At 42.5% G+C, this 22,036-nt stretch carries 15 protein-coding genes; 7 read left to right on the top strand and 8 right to left on the bottom strand.

Annotated features, from left to right (window positions below; genetic code table 11):
- Positions 1 to 64 precede the first annotated feature (64 nt).
- The 3 genes from PSH54_RS08715 to PSH54_RS08705 all read right to left on the bottom strand — a co-directional run bounded on the left by PSH54_RS08715 (position 65) and on the right by PSH54_RS08705 (position 5,524).
- Complete coding sequence (locus PSH54_RS08715) at positions 65 to 1,306, bottom strand: glycerate kinase type-2 family protein (RefSeq protein ID WP_273605964.1); 1,242 nt, start codon at positions 1,304 to 1,306, stop codon at positions 65 to 67.
- Between the two features lie 10 nt (positions 1,307 to 1,316).
- Complete coding sequence (locus PSH54_RS08710) at positions 1,317 to 2,897, bottom strand: sodium:solute symporter (RefSeq protein ID WP_273605963.1); 1,581 nt, start codon at positions 2,895 to 2,897, stop codon at positions 1,317 to 1,319.
- Positions 2,898 to 3,082: 185 nt separating this feature from the next.
- Positions 3,083 to 5,524 (bottom strand): TonB-dependent receptor, encoded by a 2,442-nt coding sequence (locus PSH54_RS08705; RefSeq protein ID WP_273605962.1) that lies wholly within the window; start codon positions 5,522 to 5,524, stop codon positions 3,083 to 3,085.
- A 194-nt stretch (positions 5,525 to 5,718) separates the two neighbouring features.
- On the opposite strand from PSH54_RS08705, the gene PSH54_RS08700 reads away from it, so the two are divergent.
- From PSH54_RS08700 to PSH54_RS08685, 4 genes are all read left to right on the top strand, one after another.
- Positions 5,719 to 7,020: an MGH1-like glycoside hydrolase domain-containing protein gene (locus tag PSH54_RS08700; RefSeq protein ID WP_273605961.1), complete on the top strand. Its 1,302-nt coding sequence runs from the start codon at positions 5,719 to 5,721 to the stop codon at positions 7,018 to 7,020.
- Positions 7,021 to 7,036: 16 nt separating this feature from the next.
- A complete protein-coding gene (locus PSH54_RS08695) occupies positions 7,037 to 8,014 on the top strand; it encodes a carbohydrate kinase family protein (protein ID WP_256846124.1) in 978 nt (325 codons plus the stop codon).
- Positions 8,011 to 9,210, top strand: coding sequence for an AGE family epimerase/isomerase (locus tag PSH54_RS08690; RefSeq protein ID WP_273605960.1), 1,200 nt, complete (start codon positions 8,011 to 8,013; stop codon positions 9,208 to 9,210). The genes PSH54_RS08695 and PSH54_RS08690 overlap by 4 nt, the downstream gene beginning before the upstream one ends.
- Before the next feature lie 236 nt (positions 9,211 to 9,446).
- Positions 9,447 to 10,721 (top strand): purine-cytosine permease family protein, encoded by a 1,275-nt coding sequence (locus tag PSH54_RS08685; protein ID WP_273603474.1) that lies wholly within the window; start codon positions 9,447 to 9,449, stop codon positions 10,719 to 10,721.
- Between the two features lie 55 nt (positions 10,722 to 10,776).
- Here the strand turns inward: PSH54_RS08685 and PSH54_RS08680 are convergent, their stop codons facing one another.
- On the bottom strand, positions 10,777 to 11,295 hold the full coding sequence (locus tag PSH54_RS08680; RefSeq protein ID WP_024031376.1) for an Lrp/AsnC family transcriptional regulator: 519 nt from the start codon (positions 11,293 to 11,295) through the stop codon (positions 10,777 to 10,779).
- 196 nt (positions 11,296 to 11,491) lie between these two features.
- Between PSH54_RS08680 and PSH54_RS08675 the strand changes: the two genes are divergently transcribed.
- Together PSH54_RS08675 and PSH54_RS08670 are read left to right on the top strand one after the other, a co-directional pair.
- Positions 11,492 to 13,636: a TonB-dependent receptor gene (locus PSH54_RS08675; RefSeq protein ID WP_273605959.1), complete on the top strand. Its 2,145-nt coding sequence runs from the start codon at positions 11,492 to 11,494 to the stop codon at positions 13,634 to 13,636.
- Positions 13,637 to 13,750: 114 nt separating this feature from the next.
- Positions 13,751 to 14,857: a DUF917 domain-containing protein gene (locus PSH54_RS08670; RefSeq protein WP_256851404.1), complete on the top strand. Its 1,107-nt coding sequence runs from the start codon at positions 13,751 to 13,753 to the stop codon at positions 14,855 to 14,857.
- Here the strand turns inward: PSH54_RS08670 and PSH54_RS08665 are convergent.
- Together PSH54_RS08665 and PSH54_RS08660 are read right to left on the bottom strand one after the other, a co-directional pair.
- Positions 14,854 to 15,765, bottom strand: coding sequence for a tetratricopeptide repeat protein (locus PSH54_RS08665; protein WP_273605958.1), 912 nt, complete (start codon positions 15,763 to 15,765; stop codon positions 14,854 to 14,856). The two genes, PSH54_RS08670 and PSH54_RS08665, sit on opposite strands and share 4 nt — an antisense overlap.
- A gap of 77 nt (positions 15,766 to 15,842) precedes the next feature.
- A complete protein-coding gene (locus PSH54_RS08660) occupies positions 15,843 to 17,027 on the bottom strand; it encodes an NAD(P)/FAD-dependent oxidoreductase (RefSeq protein WP_273605957.1) in 1,185 nt (394 codons plus the stop codon).
- Positions 17,028 to 17,356: 329 nt separating this feature from the next.
- On the opposite strand from PSH54_RS08660, the gene PSH54_RS08655 reads away from it, so the two are divergent.
- Positions 17,357 to 19,483, top strand: a complete 2,127-nt coding sequence (locus PSH54_RS08655; protein ID WP_054982285.1) for a S8 family peptidase — start codon at positions 17,357 to 17,359, stop codon at positions 19,481 to 19,483.
- 44 nt (positions 19,484 to 19,527) lie between these two features.
- Here the strand turns inward: PSH54_RS08655 and PSH54_RS08650 are convergent, their stop codons facing one another.
- Positions 19,528 to 20,001 carry a peroxiredoxin gene (locus PSH54_RS08650; RefSeq protein WP_273605956.1) on the bottom strand — a complete coding sequence of 158 codons (474 nt, stop codon included), beginning with the start codon at positions 19,999 to 20,001 and terminating at the stop codon, positions 19,528 to 19,530.
- Between the two features lie 70 nt (positions 20,002 to 20,071).
- Positions 20,072 to 21,997 carry a methyl-accepting chemotaxis protein gene (locus tag PSH54_RS08645; RefSeq protein WP_273605955.1) on the bottom strand — a complete coding sequence of 642 codons (1,926 nt, stop codon included), beginning with the start codon at positions 21,995 to 21,997 and terminating at the stop codon, positions 20,072 to 20,074.
- Between the last annotated feature and the right edge of the window lie 39 nt (positions 21,998 to 22,036).

Raw genomic sequence — 22,036 nt, 5'->3', positions numbered from 1 at the left:
CCCTAATAAAATTGGAGCACAAGGTTACGTTAAACCACTTTAAAGAACAAGTAGGCGAGCGCGCCTACTCAATCACTATCACTCTAAAATCGTTAACGTTAGTATTGGTTGGCCCTGTAATAATTAAATCATCAATGGCTTTAAAAAACTGATGGCTATTATGGCCTTCTAACTGAGCGTGTAAGTTTTCGCCAGCATCAAGTGCGCGCGCAATCGTGCTGCTATTTATATACGCACCGGCAACATCTTTACTGCCATCTACACCATCGGTATCACAGGCTATGGCATAAATGCCCGCCTCGGCGTTAAGTGCCTCTGCCAATGCCATTAAGTATTCTTGATTAGGGCCGCCATCACCATAAACATCGGCTACCGTTACTGTAAGCTCACCGCCAGAGAACAACATAACGCGCTTACCTTGCGCTTTTTGCTCAAGGGCAATTTTAGCATGTGTGCGGGCAACCTCTTTTGCCTCACCTTGAATGTCGTACCCAAGTACTTGCGTATCCCAGCCTTGGTGCTGCGCTACATCAATAGCACTGTCAATCGCGTGCTGGGCATTAGCCACAATAAAGTGTTTGCCTTGAGTATCAGCCGCACGTGGCTGCTCAGGCTTTAATAAATACGCTTCAATTTCGTTAATAACCGGCCAGTTGTACTTTTGTAAAATAGCCAGCGCATCGGCTTTAGTGCTGTTATCACTAATTGTGGGGCCTGATGCAATGTCACTTGGCTTATCCCCTACTACATCCGAAATAATCAGCGTGACATAATCCGACTTAGCCGCTTGTGCTAACTTACCGCCTTTAACAAGCGAGAGCTGTTTGCGCACAATGTTAATTTCATCAACGCTTGCACCACTTTTAAGTAAAAACTGATTAAGCGCCTGCTTTTGCTCAAACGGTACATCATCTACCGGCAAACACATAAGCGACGAGCCGCCACCCGATATAATAAACAAAATGGGAATATCGGCCGGATTATTTTTTACAAGCGCCAATAACTCTTTACTTGCTGCTAAGCTGTTATCATCTGGCGTTGGGTGATTAGCACTAAGCACTTTAATGCGCCCAGTATCGCCGGCACTTTCGTAACCATAACGTGTCACTACCGCACCAAAGCATTTATCACCATAAAAACGGTTAACCTCTGCGGCCATTTCGGCGGCGGCCTTACCGGCGCCCACCACACATAAACCATTACTGGCATCTATATTTTCCAAGTACTTACTCATACACGCACTGGGTTTACAGGCATTTACCGCCGTGGTAAATAAATCGATTAAAAATGACTTTTTAGAATCCATGGGTTAACGCTCACGAAAAAATTGATGGAATAGCTAGGCAAATTAATACCATCACAACAAACATGCTAAGCAGCATAACGATATCTTTACCGGTTAAAATTGAGTTTGAGATAGTCTCAGCGTTTTGCGCTTTAGCAACCTCGTTTACTTCGCGTGGAATCGCAATGCTTGTCGTAAGGGTAATCACCGCAGTGGCCACAAAGCCAATAAAGTTCCACCAAAACCAAAATACGTCTGGCGCAAATACTGACACCAACAAGTTAATTAACACACCACTAATTAAGCCTATGTTTGCATGCATCGCAGCACTGCGCTTACTAACTACGGCAATTAAAAATACCGCCAGTATTGGGCCATAAAATAACGAGCCTACTTTGTTAATGGCTTCAATAATAGTAGGTGCTATATCACCGGCATAGAGCGATAAAATTAACGTAATTGCACCCCAAATAAGCCCTAAGTATTTAGCCAGTTTTAAGTAGGTTGGTTGGTCTAGCTCTTTATTTGAAATACGGCTGTAGTCTTCAATACTTACCGCCGAAAGCGAGTTAATAGCAGAGCTAAGTGATGACATAGCCGCAGATAAAATAGCCACCACTAATAAACCAATTAAGCCATGTGGTAAGTAATCTAAAATAAAGATTGGCATCATCCAATCTGGGTTATCGGCTGGAATTTTGGCTAAAAACTCAGGATTGCTCATAGCCAGTGTGCCTACAATTAAGCCCGACACACAATATAAAATAGTAATAGGAAAACGTACTACGCCGTTGGCTAAAATCATGTAGCGTAAGTTTTTAGGATCTTTTGCACTAAGTGCACGTTGCGCTTGTGTTTGGTCACACCCATAGTAAGAGGCGTAAAGCACCACACCACCAAAAATCATAGGTAAAAAACCAAAGCCATCACCACTAAATCCAAACGAATCAAATTTTATGGCTTCTAATCGGCTCGAATCAACATTAGCAATAAAGGTATCAACCCCACCTAAGTGATAAAGTCCAAAGCCAATACAAGCAATAGTACCCAGTACAATGATGATCATTTGAATTGCATCACCATACACCACGGCTTTCATACCGCCTTGCAGTGAATATAACACCGTGATCACGCCGGTAAGCACAATGGCTTGCCATGCTTCTATGCCCATGGTGCCTTGGAGAATAAGCGATACCGCATAAATCATAATGCCGGTGGCAAATGCGCGGCTAAACTGAAACACCACACTAATAAGCACACGGGTAGAACGACCAAAACGCATTTCTAAGTAATCATAAATACTTACAATGCCGCTTTTATAAAGCTTAGGTAAAATAGTCGCTAAAATTAAAATCATCGCCAGCGGCACACCTAACTCATACGAGAGCCATTGCATACCACCGCCTTCACGCAAACCAACAAATGCAGGAGCCGAAATAAAGCTAATAGCCGAAAGCTGAGTGGCCATTACCGACAAAGCTAAAGGTTTCCACCCTAAGCTTTTGCCTCCTAAAAAGTAATCACTTTTATTGGTTTGTTCGCGTAGCATAAACCCCATTACCAATAAGGCACCAAGGTAAAGAGCAACTATTGAAAAATCTAATATATTCATAATTATTTCGCGTATTCACATTAAGAAAACACAGCGCCTTCTCAAAAATAAAAAACTAAATAGCTATATGCTTACTTCTAAAACAGTCCCTAAAAACAAGCCTATCGCTAACTTAGCTGAAAAATGCATCACAATGCAAAAAGCCTATTAACCCCAAAACAGGTTAATAGGCGTAAAGCATTTATTTAAAAGTCGTATTTGACTCTAAATGTAACGCGTCGTGGGAGAATTGGACGGCCTACAAAGTAAGGATTGTCTGACGTTTGGCTGTTGCCTAAACGCGGCGAGCCTTCGGTAACACCATCAGAGTCAAACAAATTAAATACCCCTACGCTTAAACGTACGGTTTGCTCTGGGGCGATTTGCCAGTTATAACCCGCATCAAATCTAAACAAGTGGAATGAATCAAGCTCTACAGAGTTTGCATCGTTAGCAAAGTTTTTACCTGTAAAGTTATGATACAAAGCAGCATCCCAATTATCTGCGGTGTAGCTTATAGAAGAGTTAAATAATACTTTTGGTTTACGACGTAACTCGTTACCAATAATAGAAGGGTCTGAGTCAAACTCAGTAAATTCGTGGTCAGTGTAAGTCATGTTGGCATCAACCGCCCACTCGTCGGTAATATCGTAGCGACCAGTAAGCTCCACACCCGTTGCTTTGGTTGATTGCATAACAGGCAGCTCTAATACGCCACCGTTGCCATCGTTAACAAAGTCTACGCTGCGTCTGTCTTTTAAGTCGGTTCTAAATAACGCAATGCTACCGCTAAAGTCGTTATCAAAAAACTTAATACCAAGCTCGCCTTGTTCAACAATTTCGGCTTCGTAGCTGGCAGGCTCACCTAAATCATTAAACTGAATCCCTCTAATTTCTGGGAAGAAAAACCCGCGAGATGCATTCGCATATACGTTTAAGTTATCGGTTAAGCGATATAACGCTGCACCCGATACCGCAAATTCAGAGGTGTCTACTTCGCCGTAGGTCATTACACCACTGCCTGTGGTGTTTACCTGTAAATTAGGCGCAAGTGATGGATCATCAGAAATTTGTACAACTTGGCTGCCTTCACGGCTAATTTTGCCGTCAATTTCTTCATAACGAACACCAAAGTCGATAATCCAATCATCGCTTTCCATTTGGTCCGCTACATAAAGCGCACGGCGGGTAGCGCTAATTGTTTGGTTGGTGTAAGAAATACCTGGGCCACTAATACCATTTTGTGTGTACTGAACAACATCACCATCGGCATTGGTGTACGTTAAATCAACCAGTTCTGGGTTATTGTTAAATTCCCCCAAGTAGGTCGTAATAACGTTATCGTCATCGGCTTCACTGTGAGAGAAAAACGTACCTACGGTAATATCGTGGCTAAAATCGCCAACAAAAATACTTTTAACAATATTAAATTCGGCAGAGAAATCCTCTGCTGGGCGGTCTCTATCTAAAATACGGTTAGCAAATAATAAGTCATCGCTTGCCAGTGCCTGCCCCGATGCAGTGTAAGTAAACGCTGCATCGCTTACATCACCTAAGCCACGGTTAGCTAAAAACTCTTCTTGGCTCTCAGGTACATTAATAATACCGTCGCCATCTAAAAATAGATTAAATTCGTGTTGGTACTTTGCGTATTTACTGCGCATGTTAATAGCAAAATCGTTAGCGAGCTCTTTTTCAAACACCACTGAAATAGAGCCACCTTTAGTTACCACACCATCACTAATTGGCGATTCATAACGACCATTGGCAGTATCGTAGGACAGGTTAGACACATTAGCAGTTTGTAATGACTCCACTTCGCGTCCATCGTTACCAGTTAAGCGTTCGCGGCTGTCGCCATCAAGCGGAATAGGCAGGTAAAACTGTGCTTGGTCATCAATGTATTGGCCATACACAGTAAATGAGCCAGAGCCGTCATCAAATTCTTTACGAATATTACCGCGCAGCTGAGTGCCTTTAGTCTCAAGCCCTGTATCTAACGGGCCTTCATCGTAACGGTAAAAGCCTGACAGCGCATAATAAAGGCCATCTTCGTTTAGCGGCCCGCTTGTAGCAAAATCTAAACGGGTACGGCCCTGATCAGAAAGCTCCATTTGCGCAGTACTTTGCGGATCATCGCTGCCCGTTTTAGAAATATAGTTAATAATACCCGCTACAGAACCTTGACCAAATAAGTTAGACACACCGCCACGCACAAACTCTACACGCTCAATACCTAAGTCGTTTCGGTAGTACACATCAAACGCCGATGAGTTTAAGCCAAAAACACTCAAACTAGGTGAACCGTCGTACGACAGTGGCGTAAACTGAAACTGACCCGATGAAGGTAAGCCTCTTACTTGTAGGTTTGTTCCAACCTCACCACCGCCCCCTTCTACTTTAATACCAGGGATATAACGTAATACATCTGCTTGGCTACTTGATGAAAGCTTTATTAACTCATCTTCGCTAATAGAGGTTACTGACTGTGGGGTATCTGAAATAACGCGTCCTTTGCTGGTACCAGAGACGATAATACGTTCAACGTTATTTTCTTTTTTTGCTGTATCTGGCGCAGTCTCTTCTGCGGCAAACGCGCCTTGTGTGAGGCATAAAGATACAATAGAGGCGATCGTAGTTTTATTCACGGGTATTCTCCAATTGTGCTAGTTGTCTGTGTAATTACTCAGAGTGTGGCTAAGTAAGTGCGAAATAATCAAGTATACATGTTAGTTTTTTGTTACTTCGAACAGGATTTAAGCACAGAAAAAAAACATTTACAACCCATAATGAGTGCTTTAATATTATCCAAATCGAAAATAATACACAAAGAGCACCCAATATGACTACTACAATCAACGGTAAACTTGATGCAGCCACAGCGGCATCGCTTACAGAACTTGCTACTAAAACACTTATAGCAAACGATTTAGGTGGCTATACCGTCCCTACGCATGGCCTTTACCCGTTTCAGTGGAACTGGGATTCAGCGATTACAGCCCTAGGGTGGATGAAGTCTGACGAGAGCCGTGCGTGGCAAGAAATTGATGTGTTATTTTCAGGCCAGTGGGATGATGGCATGGTGCCACATATCTTATTTCATAAGGATTCAACTACCTACTTCCCTGGTCCAGATGTGTGGGGCTCTGATAAAAAAATTAAAAGTACGTCTATTTCGCAGCCACCCGTTGTGGCAACAGTAATGAAAGAAATGCTTGCCAGCGCACAAGATAAAGCCCTTGCAAAGCAAAAAGTTAAAGCATTATTTTCTCAAGTTGTTGATTACCATTTATGGTGGTACAACGACCGCGATCCTGAAAACACAGGCTTAGTGGTCACTTATCACCCGTGGGAATCGGGTATGGATAACAGCCCATCGTGGGATGATGCCCTTGAAGCTGTACCTGGTGTTGATTGGGAATACACCCGCCGCGACACCAGCCATGTTGATTCGTCGCAGCGCCCGCATAAAAGCGAGTACGACCGTTTCTTATACCTAGTAGACTTTTTTAAACGTAACAATTTTGATAGCAAAGTAATTTACGAAACCTGCCCGTACAAAATGAACGATCTAGGTATTATTGCTATTTTGCACCGTGCGACAAAAGATTTACTCAAAATGGGTGAACAGCTCGGTTTAAACGATGCTCGTACCGATTATTTAGCACAGCGTCTAGAACTAACTCAAGCAGCAATTAACACGTTATGGTGTGAGCAAAGCGAATACTTTTACTGTAAAAACGTGTTAACCAACAGCCTAGCTAAAGTTAAGACATCAGCAGCACTACTAACCGTTTATGCTGGTTTAACAACTGACGAGCAAACGCGTATTATTAATACCGCGACAGAAGATTTTATTGAGTCGAGTCAATTTAGTGTGGCATCTACCCACCCTAAAGAAGAAAAATACGAGCCACAGCGTTACTGGCGCGGCCCTATTTGGTTACACATTAACTGGATGATAGCCATCGGCCTTAAAGAAGCAGGGTTTGTAACCACGGCAGATAAAATTCAGGACGACACGCGCGATTTAGTGCTTAAATCGGGTTACTACGAATATTTTAACCCAGAAACAGGCGCTGGCTGTGGTGGTAAAGATTTCTCATGGACAGCCGCTATTGCGCTGCATTGGCTACTTGATTAATAACTAAGGCAGCATTATGAAACACACAATATGTTTTGGTGAAGTATTGGTTGATTTACTCTCTGATAAATTAAGCCAAAACAACAGCGAGCACGAAGCGTTTACTAAGTTTGCAGGCGGTGCGCCTGCAAACGTAAGCGTAGCTATTGCAAAGCTAGGTGGTAACGCCTACTTTGCTGGCATGCTAAGCACCGACAGCTTTGGTGATTTTTTACATAACGCCTTAAAAGAGCAAGGCGTAAAAACCGACTTTATGCGCTTTACCGACCAAGCAAAAACCGCCCTTGCGTTTGTATCACTTGATAAGGACGGCGACCGTACGTTTGAGTTTTACCGTGATAACACCGCCGATCTGCACTTTACTAATAGTGACTTTAGCAGTGAATGGTTTGAGCAATGCGATATCTTTCATATTTGCTCAAATACCTTAACCGACGAGCGCATACGTAAAACCACCGCGTATGGGGTTGAATTTGCCAAGCAAAATAACTCAATTGTCAGTTTTGATATTAACTTACGCCTCAACTTATGGCCTAGTAATGCTAACCCGCGTGAACACATTTTACCCCTGTTAAAACACTGCTCTATTATTAAAGCCTCTAAAGAAGAGCTTGAATACTTAGCGGGTGAGCAAACGGGTGAAGAATTTATAGCCGACACTCTCAATAATGGCTGTGAGTTATTTGTGGTTACCGATGCAGGCAACCCGATGCATTGGTATACCAAAAATGCCAAGCAAACGCTTCACCCTAAAAAGGTTACTATGGTTGATGCTACCGCCGCAGGAGATGCGTTTGTAGGTGGATTGTTGTATCAACTAGGCTTACAAAACCTGACACCTAGCTCTTTTAGTAAGCTTTGCGACAACCCCGAAACACTAACAACTATTTTTGAATTTGCTTCGTTATGTGGTGCTCATGCAGCATCTTACAAAGGGGCATTTACGTCTCTTCCTAACGAAAAATCGCTTAACGATTTTAGGAGCGCACTATGAGCCACACACCTGATAACTTTAAAAGCCGCGAATTTTTAACAGAACATATTGCCGATACGCTGGCGTTTTACGAGCCAAACATAGACGACGAACACGGCGGTTTTTACCAAAACTTTTCGGATAATGGTGAGGTATTTGATAAGCAAACTCGCCACTTAGTAAGCTCTACTCGGTTTGTATTTAACTATGCACGTGCGTATCAAACCTTTAATGACGAAAAGTACCTGAACCGTGTTAAATCGGGTATTGAGTTTATTCGTAAGCACCATTTTGTTGAGCAAACAGGCGGTTACAATTGGTTATTGAGTGTTGAGCATGGTAACGCCACTGTACTTGATGATACCAACCACTGCTATGGCTTTGCGTTCGTGATTTTAGCCTACAGTTGGGCATACCGCGTAGGTGTTACAGAGGCACGCGAATACCTAAACGATACATTTCAAACAATGGAAACACATTTTTGGGATGCAAAAGCGGGTTTATATAAAGATCAGCACAACAGTGACTTTACTAAGTGCGATCCGTATCGCGGGCAAAACGCCAATATGCATACCTGTGAAGCTCTTATTGCCGCTTATGAAGCAACTCAAGATGAGCTATTTTTAAATCGCGCGCTCACACTGGCTGATAACATGGTTAATCGCCAAGCTAATTTAATGGGTGGGCTTATTTGGGAGCACTACGATATAAATTGGCAGGTTGATTTAGAGTACAACAAAGACGACCCTAAAAATTTGTTTCGCCCGTGGGGTTTTCAGCCAGGTCACCAAACTGAGTGGTCAAAGCTACTAATGTTTTTAAATAAGCATAAGCCACAAACTTGGCTTGTAGAGCGCGCTCAAGCGTTATTTGATAATTCAATAGACGTTGCGTGGGATAAACAACACGGCGGTATTTGTTACGGATTTGCGCCAGATAAAAGCATATGTGATGACGACAAGTACTTTTGGGTGCAAGCCGAAACACTGTGCTGTGCAGCCTACCTTTATGAAACCACAGGGGATGAAAAATACCAGCAGTGGTATGACAAAATTTGGCAGTACTCGTGGCAGCACTTAGTTGATCATCAATACGGTGCGTGGTTTAGAATTTTAACCGTAGATAACAAAAAAATAGATACCATGAAAAGCCCAATTGGTAAAACGGATTACCATACTATGGGTGCCTGCTTTGATGTGTTGGCGTTATTAAAATAACCCAATAAGGTAAAACATTTAATTGTGTTGTGTAGACCTTTAAACCGCCTTTTTGGCGGTTTTTTTTGCCTAAATGATTACGCCTTTAATACCCTAAAAATAATCACCACAAAATATAATTTTGTGCGCGCCCTACTTTTTAAACCTCATATTTTGAATAAACACCTAATAATAAAAAATTTTGCACGCCAGCGGCGTATAGTAATATAAAAGATAATAAAAAAGAGAAACAGGCAATGCCAAACGGGAACGACCCCCACACTATTAATAGCAACGAACTTGTTGCCTGGCCGCGCATTGCAGCCATAGCCGCTATGCTCAGCTTTTCGCTGCCCACTTTTATCACCGGCCTAGAAATACATCAAAGTTCAAGTGTGAGTAATACACTGTGGGCGTTAGTTATTGGCTCACTTATATTAACCCTTATTGGTGGGGCTATGGGCACCATAGGTGTAAAAAGCCGCTTAAGCTCTTATTTATTGGTAAAAATAGCGTTTGGTAATGCTGGCGCGGGCATTGTTAATATTGCCTTTGCTTTATCATTAATTGGCTGGTTTGGCGTAAATATTGATTTGTTTTCTAATGCCGTGGTGCGCTTACTCAGTGCAGAATTTAATATTATTATGCCCGAATGGCCCATCGATATAGTCGCAGGTTGCGCCATGCTCATAACCACACTGTATGGGTTTAAAGCCATTAATGTGCTGGCCTCTATCATGATCCCTATTTTGGCTGCGGTCACCGCTATGATGCTTTTTGGCGCGCTCGATAGTATGCCACTGGTTGATTTTATTAATTTAGAAAAATCAGCAGTGCTTTCTCTTGAAGATGGTGTAGCTGCCATTGTTGGCGGCGTTATTATTGGCGCAATAATATTGCCCGACATAACCCGTTTTTCTAAGCAAAAACGTGGCGGCGTGTACACCTCATTTATTGCGTATATGGTTATTGAGCTTTTGGTTATTTTTGTGGCTGTATTTGCCGCAGCCGCCATGCAAGAAACCGAAATATTAAGCTTAATGCTTGCGCTTAATTTAGGGTTTTCAGCGTTTTTTATTGTGATAGCAGGCAGCTGGATTTTAAATTCGTTAAACCTTTACAGTACCGCACTTAGCGTGGAGGCTACCTTCCCGCATTGGCATAAAAAGTGGGTTATTGTGTTATTAGGTTTGGTGGGAATTGGCGCAGCCTTTATAAATATTTTAGATATGTTTATAAGCTTTTTAGCGTTTTTGTCTGATATTTTTGTACCGGTAGCGGGCGTAATTATTGTTGATGCACTGTTTATTAAACCCCATGCTTATAACGCAGCGGCTTTGGCAAATAACGCTAACTTTTCACTTCCCGCATTTAGCGCATGGTTTGTAGGCGCGGCATATGCGGTGTGTAATGGCGCTTTATTTAACGTATCAATGAGTGGTATTACCGTGATTGACGCCATTATATTAACGGCCGTTATTTATACCCTGTTTGCAAAAGCCATTGCGCCCAAACCGGTTGTTCAGCAATAACTTTAAACAATAAAAAGGCGCATAAAGCGCCTTTTTATTACTCTAAATTAGGGGGCTACTCTTCATCGTCTACTTTCATTTCGTCTCGCCATTTAAGTTTTTCCAGCGGGTAGCCTAAAAAGAACTTAGCGCGCTCAAGCACTATGCGTGTAGTCAGCTTTTTTATTGCATACTGTGAGCTGCCGGTTAGCCTGTCGCACATTGCATTAAGCGCTTGAATATCGGCAAAGCAACAAAAAGAAATATAATCAATATCGCCACTTAGTTGCATGCAATCCATTATTTCGGGGATGTTGTGTATGTCAGCTAAAAACTTACGCCGTGCTGCTAGGTTATTGTCCTCTAGGGTAAATTCCATATAGGCAAACACGTGCTCACAAATTTGCTCTAAATTTATATCAGCATGAAAGGTTCTAAAATATCCCGCCTCTTTTAATGCTTTTACTCGCTGAAAACAGGCACTGGGCGACAAGTTAACTTGCTCGGCCAATTCAACGTTTGTTAAATCGGCAGTTAGGTGCAGAATTGCCAGTATTTTTTGATTATACCTGTCTATTTTTATCGTTTTTTTCATAACCGGTTTCACATTTAATAATAATTAATTTTGTAAATTTAAGGTCAACAAATACATAAAATTACGCGCTTAAGCGTTATTTTCAGCAATTTGTGTGTGCTGTATTAAGGGTTTACAAAATATTATTTTGTCTGAAAAAGCGACAATGTTTATCACTAAGTAACATCACCATGATAGTCACATTAGGACATAGAACATGAGCAGATACAACAAAATACGCTTTCGTAAAACACTATTAGCATCGGCAGTTACCCTGTCGTGCATAAACTATGTGCATGCGCAAGAACAACAACAAACAGTAACTGACACTATAGAAAAAATTTCGGTGATGTCGCGCGGGCGTGTTGAGTCGATACAAAACGTGCCCGACTCTGTTACCGCATTTAGCGCCGAGACAATCGAAAAATCACGTATTACTAACTTTCGTGATGTTGCTAATTTAACTCCCAACTTATCGCAGCTCGATAATTTTAGGCCCGGCCTTGCCCGTATTACTATTCGTGGCTTAATTACACCGCAGGTGGGCGATCCGCCATTAGCGTTTGTAGTTGATGGTGTTACCGCCCCCGATTTAGAGTTTATAAACCAAGACCTAGTTGATATTGAACGTATTGAAGTTATGCGTGGTGCTCAAGGCGCACTGTATGGCCGCGGCGCCATTGGTGGTGCGGTTATTGTGACAACTAAAAAACCTATTGAAGACTTTGAAGGTAAAATTAAAGGCTCTGTAGGTAATGGCAACACGTATAATTTGAATGCGGTTGTATCGGGTTCGCTTAACGATGAAAACACCGCTTATTTTAGAGCCGGTGGTTACATTAAAGATACCGACGGGCTGATTAAAAATACCTACACAGGCGATTACGCCGACCCGTTAAAAGAGCAATCGGTTTTTTCACAGTTAGAGTTTGAGCTAAGCGAAAACACCTCAATAAATCTTAAAGGTAAATACACCTCAAGCGAAGCTGGGTTTGCTTACTACCAAGGGGTGAGCGATGACACCATTGAAGACTTTTCAATTAATACCTCACAAAATATTATTAACCAAGATGAGCGTGATGTGTATGAGCTAAGCGCCAAGCTAACCCAACATTACGATTTAGGTAAATTTGAGTTTGTAACTGCGTACAGCAATTCAGAAAACGAGCACTTTTACGATGGCGACTACTCTGCCGATGCCACTTTTATTGACGAAGATGGCTTTTTTAGAGCCCCATTTGGTACTGAAGGATTATACGATATTGAATCGTTAACGCTAGAGTCGCGGTTTATATCCCAGTCGGATCAGACTTTTAGATGGTCAGTGTCGGCGTTTTATCAACAGCGCGACCGCGATACTGCGGTATTATTTTACGATGATTTTACCGATGCCGAAATTTTAACGCGTGCAGATTTTGCCAGCGACGAGCCCTACCTTTCAATTATCGACAACAACAGCAGCGATGCATGGGCACTTGCTGGGCAGTTTAACTACGATATAAACGAGCAGTTAGAGCTCACCGGTGCGATGCGTTACGATCACGATACTCGCGAGTCGTTCGACCCAACCAATAAAGACGCCACTTACGCTAAAAAATCGTTTAGCCAATTACAGCCTAAAGTTACCTTAGCGTACCAAATGAATGACGACCTACTGCTTTACACCGGCTACTCGCGTGGTTTTAGAAGTGGGGGCTTTAACGAGCCAGCCGACGGTATTAGCCGCACCTTTGATAAAGAAATTTCTGACAGCTACGAAATAGGCTTTAAAACTGCTTTGTTTAATAACAAAGTTACCCTTAATGGCGCCGCGTTTATTATTGAGCAAGACGATGCGCAATTTACCCAATTTAATATAGATACCTTCACTCTTGAAAACCTCTCTATTGACGAAGTACAAACCAAAGGTTTAGAGCTAGAAGCAGCCTTTGCTGCCACCAGCAATTTAAGTATTAACCTCAGTGCAGGTATTGTTGATTCAGAAATTAAACGCTTTGCACTGCGCCCCGAACTGGCTGGCAGGCCACAGTTTTGGGTGCCTGAGTATAACTACGGGCTGTCGGCAAATCATAACTTAGCACTCAACGGAGAATGGTCACTGTTCTCGCGCGCTGAGCTATTAATTGAAGGCCCTAAAACATTTAGTATTGATATTCCTGATGTTGAGTCGTCGCGTTATACCTACCTAAATGCCGGTGTAGGGCTCAAATCAGAGCAGTGGAGCGTTCAAGTTTACGTAGACAACCTTACGGATGAGCGCGCTATTGAAGATATTTTTCTACTGGCCGATGGGGTTACAGACCTAGTGCGCCAACCTAATAAGCCTCGTAGTTACGGTATAGAGCTCAGTTACCAATTTTAATTTTTTCACCTTCACAGCAGGTATTTTTTTAATACCTGCTGTTTTTATACCAATCCGCTTAATTAAGTGATCTGTTTTGGGGATGGGTATGAGTTAACCAATAGCGATACACACATGCAAATTCTTAATCGTGACCAACTTATTGATATTTTATACGGCTGCGCCATTTTAGGCACTGGCGGCGGCGGTGAGTTAAGTGAAGGCATTGCCTATATTGACGAAGCACTCGCACAGGGTAAAACCTTTAAACTAATTAGTGCCGATGAAGTCCCCGCGGGTGAGCTTGTTTGTACGCCTTACATGTTAGGCGCTATTTCTGCTTTAAGTGAACAAGAAGAACGCGCGTATGCAAACCTGCCCCGTAGCACTAAGCACGCTATTTTAGCTGCTTACCAGCGCACCCTTGAATACACAGGTAACGATGCTATTTATGGCACTATTTGTTGTGAGCTTGGCGGCTCAAACACCGCAGTATCGTTTTACTTAGCTGCAATGTTTGACGGCTATATTATTGATGCCGACCCCGCTGGGCGCGCAGTACCGGAGATCACCCATTCAACCTATTATTTAAATAACTTACCCGCAGCGCCCATTATTACCGCGAATGAATTTGGTGAGTGCTTTATTTGCGAAAATGTAATGGACGACTTACGCGCCGAAACAGTCGTGCGAGCACTAGCTAAAATTAGCCGTAACGACATTGCAGCCATTGATCATATTTTACCTATTGAACAAATGAAAAACGCGGTTATTCATGGCACCATTAGTAAAGCCCTTAAACTTGGTAAAGCAATGCGTGAAGCCAACGAGCAGCACGCTAACACCGCACACATAATTGCCAAGCACGGCGGCGGCTTTGTTGCCTTTGAAGGTGAGGTAAGCACATTTGAATTTAACACCGTAGAGGGTTTTACGTTAGGCGAAGTAACACTTAAAGGGCTTGGCGAGTTTGTAAATAACAACTACAAAATAACGGTTAAAAACGAAAACATGGCCGCGTTTTTAAATGACGAAGTACACGTAACCATTCCTGATTTAATATGCTGTATTAACAGCCAAACAGGCACGCCAATTACTAATCCTAATTACGAGGTAGGCATGAAAGTAGCCGTTGTAATTTTACCAGCGCCAAAGGAATTTACAGGCCCTAAAGGTTTAGAAATATTTGGCCCGCGTTACGCAGGCGTTAACACCCCATATAAAGCAGCGATTGCAAATTAATTATTGCTAAGGGCGTGCTGCAGCTTGCTATACAATGCAGCATGGCCTTTACCAAACTCGGTGGCGTTTCTATCAATGCAACTAAGCCATTCTTTCGCTTGTACCTTTTTACCTATTTGTAAATATACCTGCGCTAAACGTAAGCTATAAATAGCATGGTAAATGCTTGAGGGCTCAGTAAATTTGAATGCGGTTTTATAATAATTTATAGCTTCTAAATGCTCTTTATTTTGCTGATAACTGTACGCTAAGTTACCGCTAGCAAGCACTATTTTAGCAGCGTGGTTGGTGTTTTTTATGGCGTTATAGGCCATTAAATTACTTTTTACTGCGTGCTCGTATTGCTGCCACTTTAAGTAAATATGCGCTTTGTTAATGTGCAGCTCTAAATGAAAAATAGGATCGTTATTTTTTGCAAAGCGCTGCTCGGCATCTCTTAGTAATCGCATCGCTGCTTTTTTACTACCAAACACATAGTGTAGGTTAGCCAACTCCACTAATCTTAAAGGGTCACCAAAAGCATTATATATCCCGTCTAACTGGGTAAACGCTTTAGCGGCATACGTTTTAGCTTCAGCTTTTTTGCCAATATAGTTAAGTGCTTTCGCGTAATAAAAATACATTTGTAGCTTAAATACATCGGGCAGCTTATCTTGCTCTAAAAAAGGAGTAATAGCGTTGAGTAAGTTTTCGAACTGTTGGTAGTCGTAGTAGTAATCAAATTGGTAGGTTTTTATTTTGTACCACTGTGCAGGGTTATCTTTGACTTCATTAAGGCGCGTTTCAATATAAGTTAAACAGTGCGTTTTGGGCTGTTGCAAGCAAAACGCTTCATGATCGCTGTAGTTTTCTGATGCTAATGCATTAAAACTTGTAGCGACAATACTTAACAGCAAAAATATACGCACCAATATTACACTCTTTAAAATCACCTTAATTAAGAGTGTAATATTTTTATCTCATCTATCACAATACGCTGAAATACTTATGCATATTGCCCACATGCAAACCCACAACTCCACGCATACTGGAAGTTGTAGCCCCCAAGCCAGCCTGTTACATCGGTTACTTCGCCTATAAAATATAAGCCTTTGGCTTTTTTAGCTTCAAAAGTTTTAGAGCTCAGCTCATCAGTATCAACGCCGCCCAAAGTTACCTCGGCGGTACGATAGCCCTCTGTGCCATTAGGTTTTATTTGCCATGCGTGAATATAGCTTGCTAACTCATCTATTTGAGCATGGGTAAGCTGATTAATATTACAATCTGGAATCGCTTTGCTGTCGTGCAGTATGTCTATAAAGCGTTTGGGTAAAATAGTCGCAAGGCTATTTTTTAATGATTTTTGGGCTTGTGTTTCTCGCCAATCAGCCAGTTGCTGTTTTAAATCGAGATCAGGGAGCAAGTTTATGCTTACTGCCTGCCCCGCTCGCCAAAATGAGCTTATTTGCAATATGGCAGGCCCCGATAAACCTCGGTGAGTAAACAAAATATTCTCTTTAAATACAGTGCCGTCTTCGCTAGACACTTCGCACGGTATACTAATTCCTGAAAGCCCTTCAAAGCGCTCTTTATCGTGTTGATGCAAAGTAAATGGCACAAGCGCCGCCATGGTAGGTAGTACGTTTAAGCCAAACTGCTCTGCAATTTTATAGCCTATAGGAGTGGCGCCAAGCTTGGGCATTGTTAAACCGCCCGATGCGATAACTAGCGATTCACAAGTCAGTGTTTCTTGCTCAGTGGAAACACGGTAGCCAATGTCGGTTTTAGCCACATTTAACACTTCGCTGCGCAATTTAATATTAACACCAGCCCACTCGCATTCGGTAAGTAGTATATCGACTATATCCTGCGCGCTGTTATCGCAAAACAGCTGGCCTAAGGTTTTATGATGGTATGCCAAGCCGTGGCGGTCCACCAGCTCAATAAAATCGTGTTGTGTATAGCGGCTTAAGCACGACTTAACAAAGTGAGGGTTACTGCATAAGTAGTTTTCTGGACTGGCATTTTCATTGGTAAAATTACAACGCCCACCACCACTTATTAAAATTTTTCGACCAGGCTTTTTGCCCATATCAAGCACTGTAACGCTACGCCCGCGATAACCTGCTTGTGCTGCACTCATTAATCCGGCTGCACCTGCGCCAATCACAATTACATCTACTTGATTCATTACTTCGCCCTACTCAAAAATTTGCCCGATTATAGCAAAGTTTGTTTAAACACTCTGAATAGAATTTATTATTAAATTTATAGCAACAAATGTAACCAAGGCTAGTTATGGGCTTTTCTAAACAGTGTAAAAATAACAATCCTTTATACTTATTTTTGTTTTATATGATAAATACTAAACAACGACAAAGGCACCGTACACCTAGGTTATAACTAAAAGAAATAGGTACATAAGCAATTATTATTTTAAAGAAATTAACAGATCATTTACCTTTGTTTCTGTTTCGTAATTTAATATTACGAACTAACTAATAACAACTAGGGATAATTATGACAACAAGTAAATCATTTAAGCGTTGCGCTATCGCGCTCACTATTAGTACGGTATTTGCAGCATCTGCAAGTGTTGCCCAAGATGTGTCTACCTCTATGGCAGAAACCACAGCCAAACTACAAAGCCAATCGGGTTTTGAAACTCAGTTTATTATTAAGTACAAAAATAGCGCGAACGATATGCTAAGCACCTCGTCTGCTGACGCAAGCCCTGCAAATATGAAAAAGCGTGCTCAACGCTTTGTAAAAAATTTCGCTTCTAAAAAAGGTAAAGTAAAAGCGAAGTACATCCGTGCTATGGCGCTTAATAACCACCACGTTATGCGCGCAGATAAAAAACTAAGCGCTGCAGAAGCACAAGAATTTATGCAAGAAATGGTTGATTCTGGCAATGTTGAATACATTGAAGTGGATCAAATGTTAAAACCATTTGCAACGCCTAACGACCCTCGTTACGGCGACCAATGGCACTACTATGAGCAAGCGGGCGGCCTAAACTTACCAACCGCATGGGATACTGCAACGGGCAGTGGCGTAGTGGTTGCGGTACTTGATACTGGCTACCGTCCTCATGTTGATTTAAATGCTAACATTTTACCGGGTTACGATATGATCTCTAACCTATCGGTAGCAAATGATGGCGGCGGTCGCGACAGTGACGCACGCGATCCGGGCGATGCTGTAGCTGCTGGCGAATGTGGAAATAACGGCGCACAAGGCTCAAGCTGGCACGGTACGCACGTAGCAGGTACGGTTGCGGCTGTTACTAATAACGGTGAAGGTGTTGCCGGTGTGGCTTATGGCGCTAAAGTTGTGCCTGTACGTGTTCTTGGTAAGTGTGGTGGTTTAACGTCAGACATTGCTGATGGCATTATTTGGGCATCTGGCGGAAGTGTATCGGGCATTCCTGCCAACTCAAACCCTGCTGATGTAATTAACATGAGCTTAGGTGGCAGCGGCTCGTGTAGCTCTACCACACAAAACGCAATTAACACGGCACGCAGCAACGGTGCAGTCGTGGTTATTGCTGCCGGTAATGATAACGATAACTCAGCAAACTATAACCCAGGTAACTGTAGTGGCGTTGTTAATGTTGCCTCTGTTGGACGTAACGGCGGACGAGCATATTATTCAAACTATGGTAGCAATATTGATGTTGCAGCGCCGGGCGGCGCACAAAGCTTTGCAAACGACTCTGAAGGCGTTTTATCAACCTATAATTCAGGCTCGTCTACACCTTCAAGCGATAACTATGCGTTCTCTCAAGGTACATCAATGGCGGCGCCTCATGTTGCCGGTGTTGCAGCCCTGATAAAGCAAGCTAAACCAAATGCTACCCCAGATGAAATAGAAAGCATTTTAAAATCGACCACCCGCTCATTCCCAGCAACGTGTACAAGTTGTGGTACAGGTATTGTTGATGCAGCAGCCGCTGTAGCCGCAGCAAGTGGCGGTACAACACCTCCTACCGGTGGCGATAGCGAACTGACAGATGGCGAAGCTAAAACAGGCTTAAGCGGCGCTGCAAGTTCACAAGCGTATTACACGATGACTGTGCCAAGTGGTGCAACGAATGTTACATTCACAATGAGTGGCGGTAGCGGCGATGCAGATTTATACGTACGCGCAGGCAGCCAACCAACTACCTCAAGCTACGATTGTCGTCCGTACAAAGGCGGTAATAGCGAGGAGTGTTCTATTGATAACCCAACAGCTGGTACATATCATGTAATGCTTCGTGGCTACTCGGCTTATTCTGGCGTTAGTTTAGTGGGTAATATTACAGGTGGTTCTACAGGTGGCGGTTCAACTACACCAGAAGCCGGTGGCGGCACGGTGAGCGATGTAACGGCTACAACAGGTAACTGGAAGCACTATACCTTAGATGTGCCAGCAGGAATGAGTACATTTACAGTCACCACCTCAGGTGGTACAGGTGATGCTGACTTATTTGTTAAGTTTGGCAGCCAACCTACCGCATCTAGCTACGATTGTCGTCCTTATAAAAACGGCAACGCAGAAACATGTACGTTTAGCAATCCGCAAGCGGGTACGTGGCATTTAAGCGTTAACGCTTACAGAACCTTTTCGGGTTTAACATTAAGTGGCCAATACCAGCCATAATTAAAAGGCCCTAAGTGCATGCACTTAGGGCTTTAATAATGCGATTATAGTTTTTCTAACACAGACTCAGCACGACTTACTGAAAACTCTTTGTCTTTTTCAACAAACAGTCCTGTTACTACATTATCGTCGACTATCATTGCATAGCGCTTAGAGCGTGTTCCACCGAAACTCCCGGTGTCTTTATCAAGCCCTAACGCTTTAGTAAAACTGCCATCGCCATCTGCTAACATGTCGATTTGTTGGGCATTTTGAGATTCTCCCCACGCTTTCATTACAAAAGCATCGTTAACTGATACACAGTAAATTGCCGCAATAACTTTTGCTTTAATTTTATCACTAAGGGTTATAAATTCAGGTAAATGCGCATTTGAACAGGTAGGCGTAAATGCACCCGGTACAGCAAAAAGCACAACCTTTTTACCATTAAAAAGCTCAGCGTTAGTGTGAGTTTGCATGCCTTCGTCTGTTAGCTGCGTTAATGTAACTGCGGGTAACGTTTGACCTTGTTCAATCATGATAAATCCTTAAAGCATTTGATTAATGAGCCTACAGTATAACGCTAATTACCTTTGTGTTAGCAGGTATTTACAAGCCAAGGTTTACTTTTATGGTTTGCATTTGCTGTTGTAACTGGCTATGAATATCGTCAACAAGTAAGCTTGATTCGCTTACTTGGCCTTTCATACTTTGCATTGACTGGCTAAAGTTATCTAGCAAATTACTTTGCTGTTTAGCCAGCTCCATGGCCTCAAAGGCCACTTTGTTGGCTTGCTGAGCGTTATCGGCCACGCCCTCTGAGTTTACTTTTAGCTCTTGCGCGTTTTGTGTTTGCGACTGCGCGCCATCCGCTAAGGCCGCAATTTGTGTAGATACTGTGCCCGACTTTTCGCTCAGTAGTGTGAGCTGCTCATTAATATCGCTTAATGAGCCTTGAGTTTGGCGGGCAAGCTGGCGTACTTCATCAGCTACAACAGCAAAGCCTCGGCCATGCTCGCCAGCACGTGCTGACTCAATTGCTGCATTTAACGCTAGTAGGTTTGTTTGATCGGCAATATTGCGGATCACTTCAATAATTTGCCCAACGCCTTCAACCCCCGCGAGCAGCTCTTGTAGGTTTTGCATACTTTGCTCAACCCGTGTTTGCGTATCTGAACTGGCACTTAGCATGCTTTGTGCAAAGCCTAAACTTTGCTCCATTGCACTAAAAGTGTGTTGGGCGTTATCAGCCACTTGGGCATTAATATTATTTACCTGCTCGCCAATTTGTTGAATATCAGCAAGCAAATGTTGGTTTTGCTCCACTTGCCCATGACTTGTAGACGCTTTTTGACTAATAGTTTGCAAATGATCACTCATTTGCTGCATAAAATCATTTACCACTTTTAGCATTTGGGCACGCTCTTGTGCCTCTTTGCGCTGTCGCTCAATTAATAAATTAAAGTAACTGGCTATTTCGCCAACCTCTGTTTTTGGGTTCTTACTTTCAATATTTTTAAGCTCGTTACTTTCAATTAAAAAGGCAAACCCGTCTCTGAGTTGCCTTAATGGGTTGAGCACTTGGTTACGCTGCACAATATAAACCCCTGCGGCTAGCATCACCAAAGCGCCAATAGCAAAGCAAAATACCCAAAATACGTTTTCTTTAAGCGCCCCTTGTGCGTGTTTTAGTTGCTGCTCTGCATTAATAACGGTTTTAGAGAGCAAGCTAATTTGCTCACGCAATTCATTGGTGCCGGCTTCACGTTGCTGGGCTTGCGCTAATGTACTGGTTAAATCGCGAGGGTAGCGGTTAGGCCAGCTGGTAATTTCAGATTTTATTTCATCGGCCAAATCTTCAGCTTCTTCGTCAAAAAATAGAGCATCTTCGTCAACCTCGCTCATAACACCTAAATTAGGGAGTTGATCTATTTTGCCTGCTAACGCATTTAAATTAGCAATACTTTGCTGCAAACTTTGTTCAGTATTGCTGTCGTAACTTACGATTAGTTGATAAGTAAATAAGGCGAGGTTGATCACCTCATTATAGTAATCAGCGCCAAGTGTGTAATAAGCTTGCGCATCGCTATTTTGATTAGGGGATTTTTTTGCATAACCAATCAGTGACGAGGCTGAGCCGGCCATTTGGCGAATTGCATTATCAAGTAACGCCGTTTCGTTGCCCGACAATTTACCCAGCGCTCTGTACTTACCTTTAATATCGGTATCTAACGTGCTGAGCTGCTCATTTAATTGCTCGGCAAGTACCGAGGGGAGTACTGTGAGTTGCTGTGTTTTTACTTGTTCAATTAGGGCTGATGATTGATTTAAGTATTGGCTATCACCTTGTTCTAGATAACTGCCTAAGTCACCGGCTAAATCCACTAAAATCGTGTTTTTTAATTTACTGTATGCGCTGTCTTGTTGCTCAAGCTTAAGTAAAGTTTGGCTTGCCCAAAATAGTGTGATGGCTAATAAAATACTTGCCAATGTTAACAGTATGGCTAACAGCCGAGTAAAAGATGATACGCGCATAAATAACAACCCCTATTGTTTAAGCGCGTAGACTATTAA

The sequence above is a fragment of the Pseudoalteromonas sp. Angola-30 genome, assembly GCF_028599215.1.
Classification (GTDB): domain Bacteria; phylum Pseudomonadota; class Gammaproteobacteria; order Enterobacterales; family Alteromonadaceae; genus Pseudoalteromonas; species Pseudoalteromonas atlantica.
The sequence above is the reverse complement of the archived record's forward strand: the minus strand, read 5'-3'. Positions and strand labels throughout refer to the sequence as shown.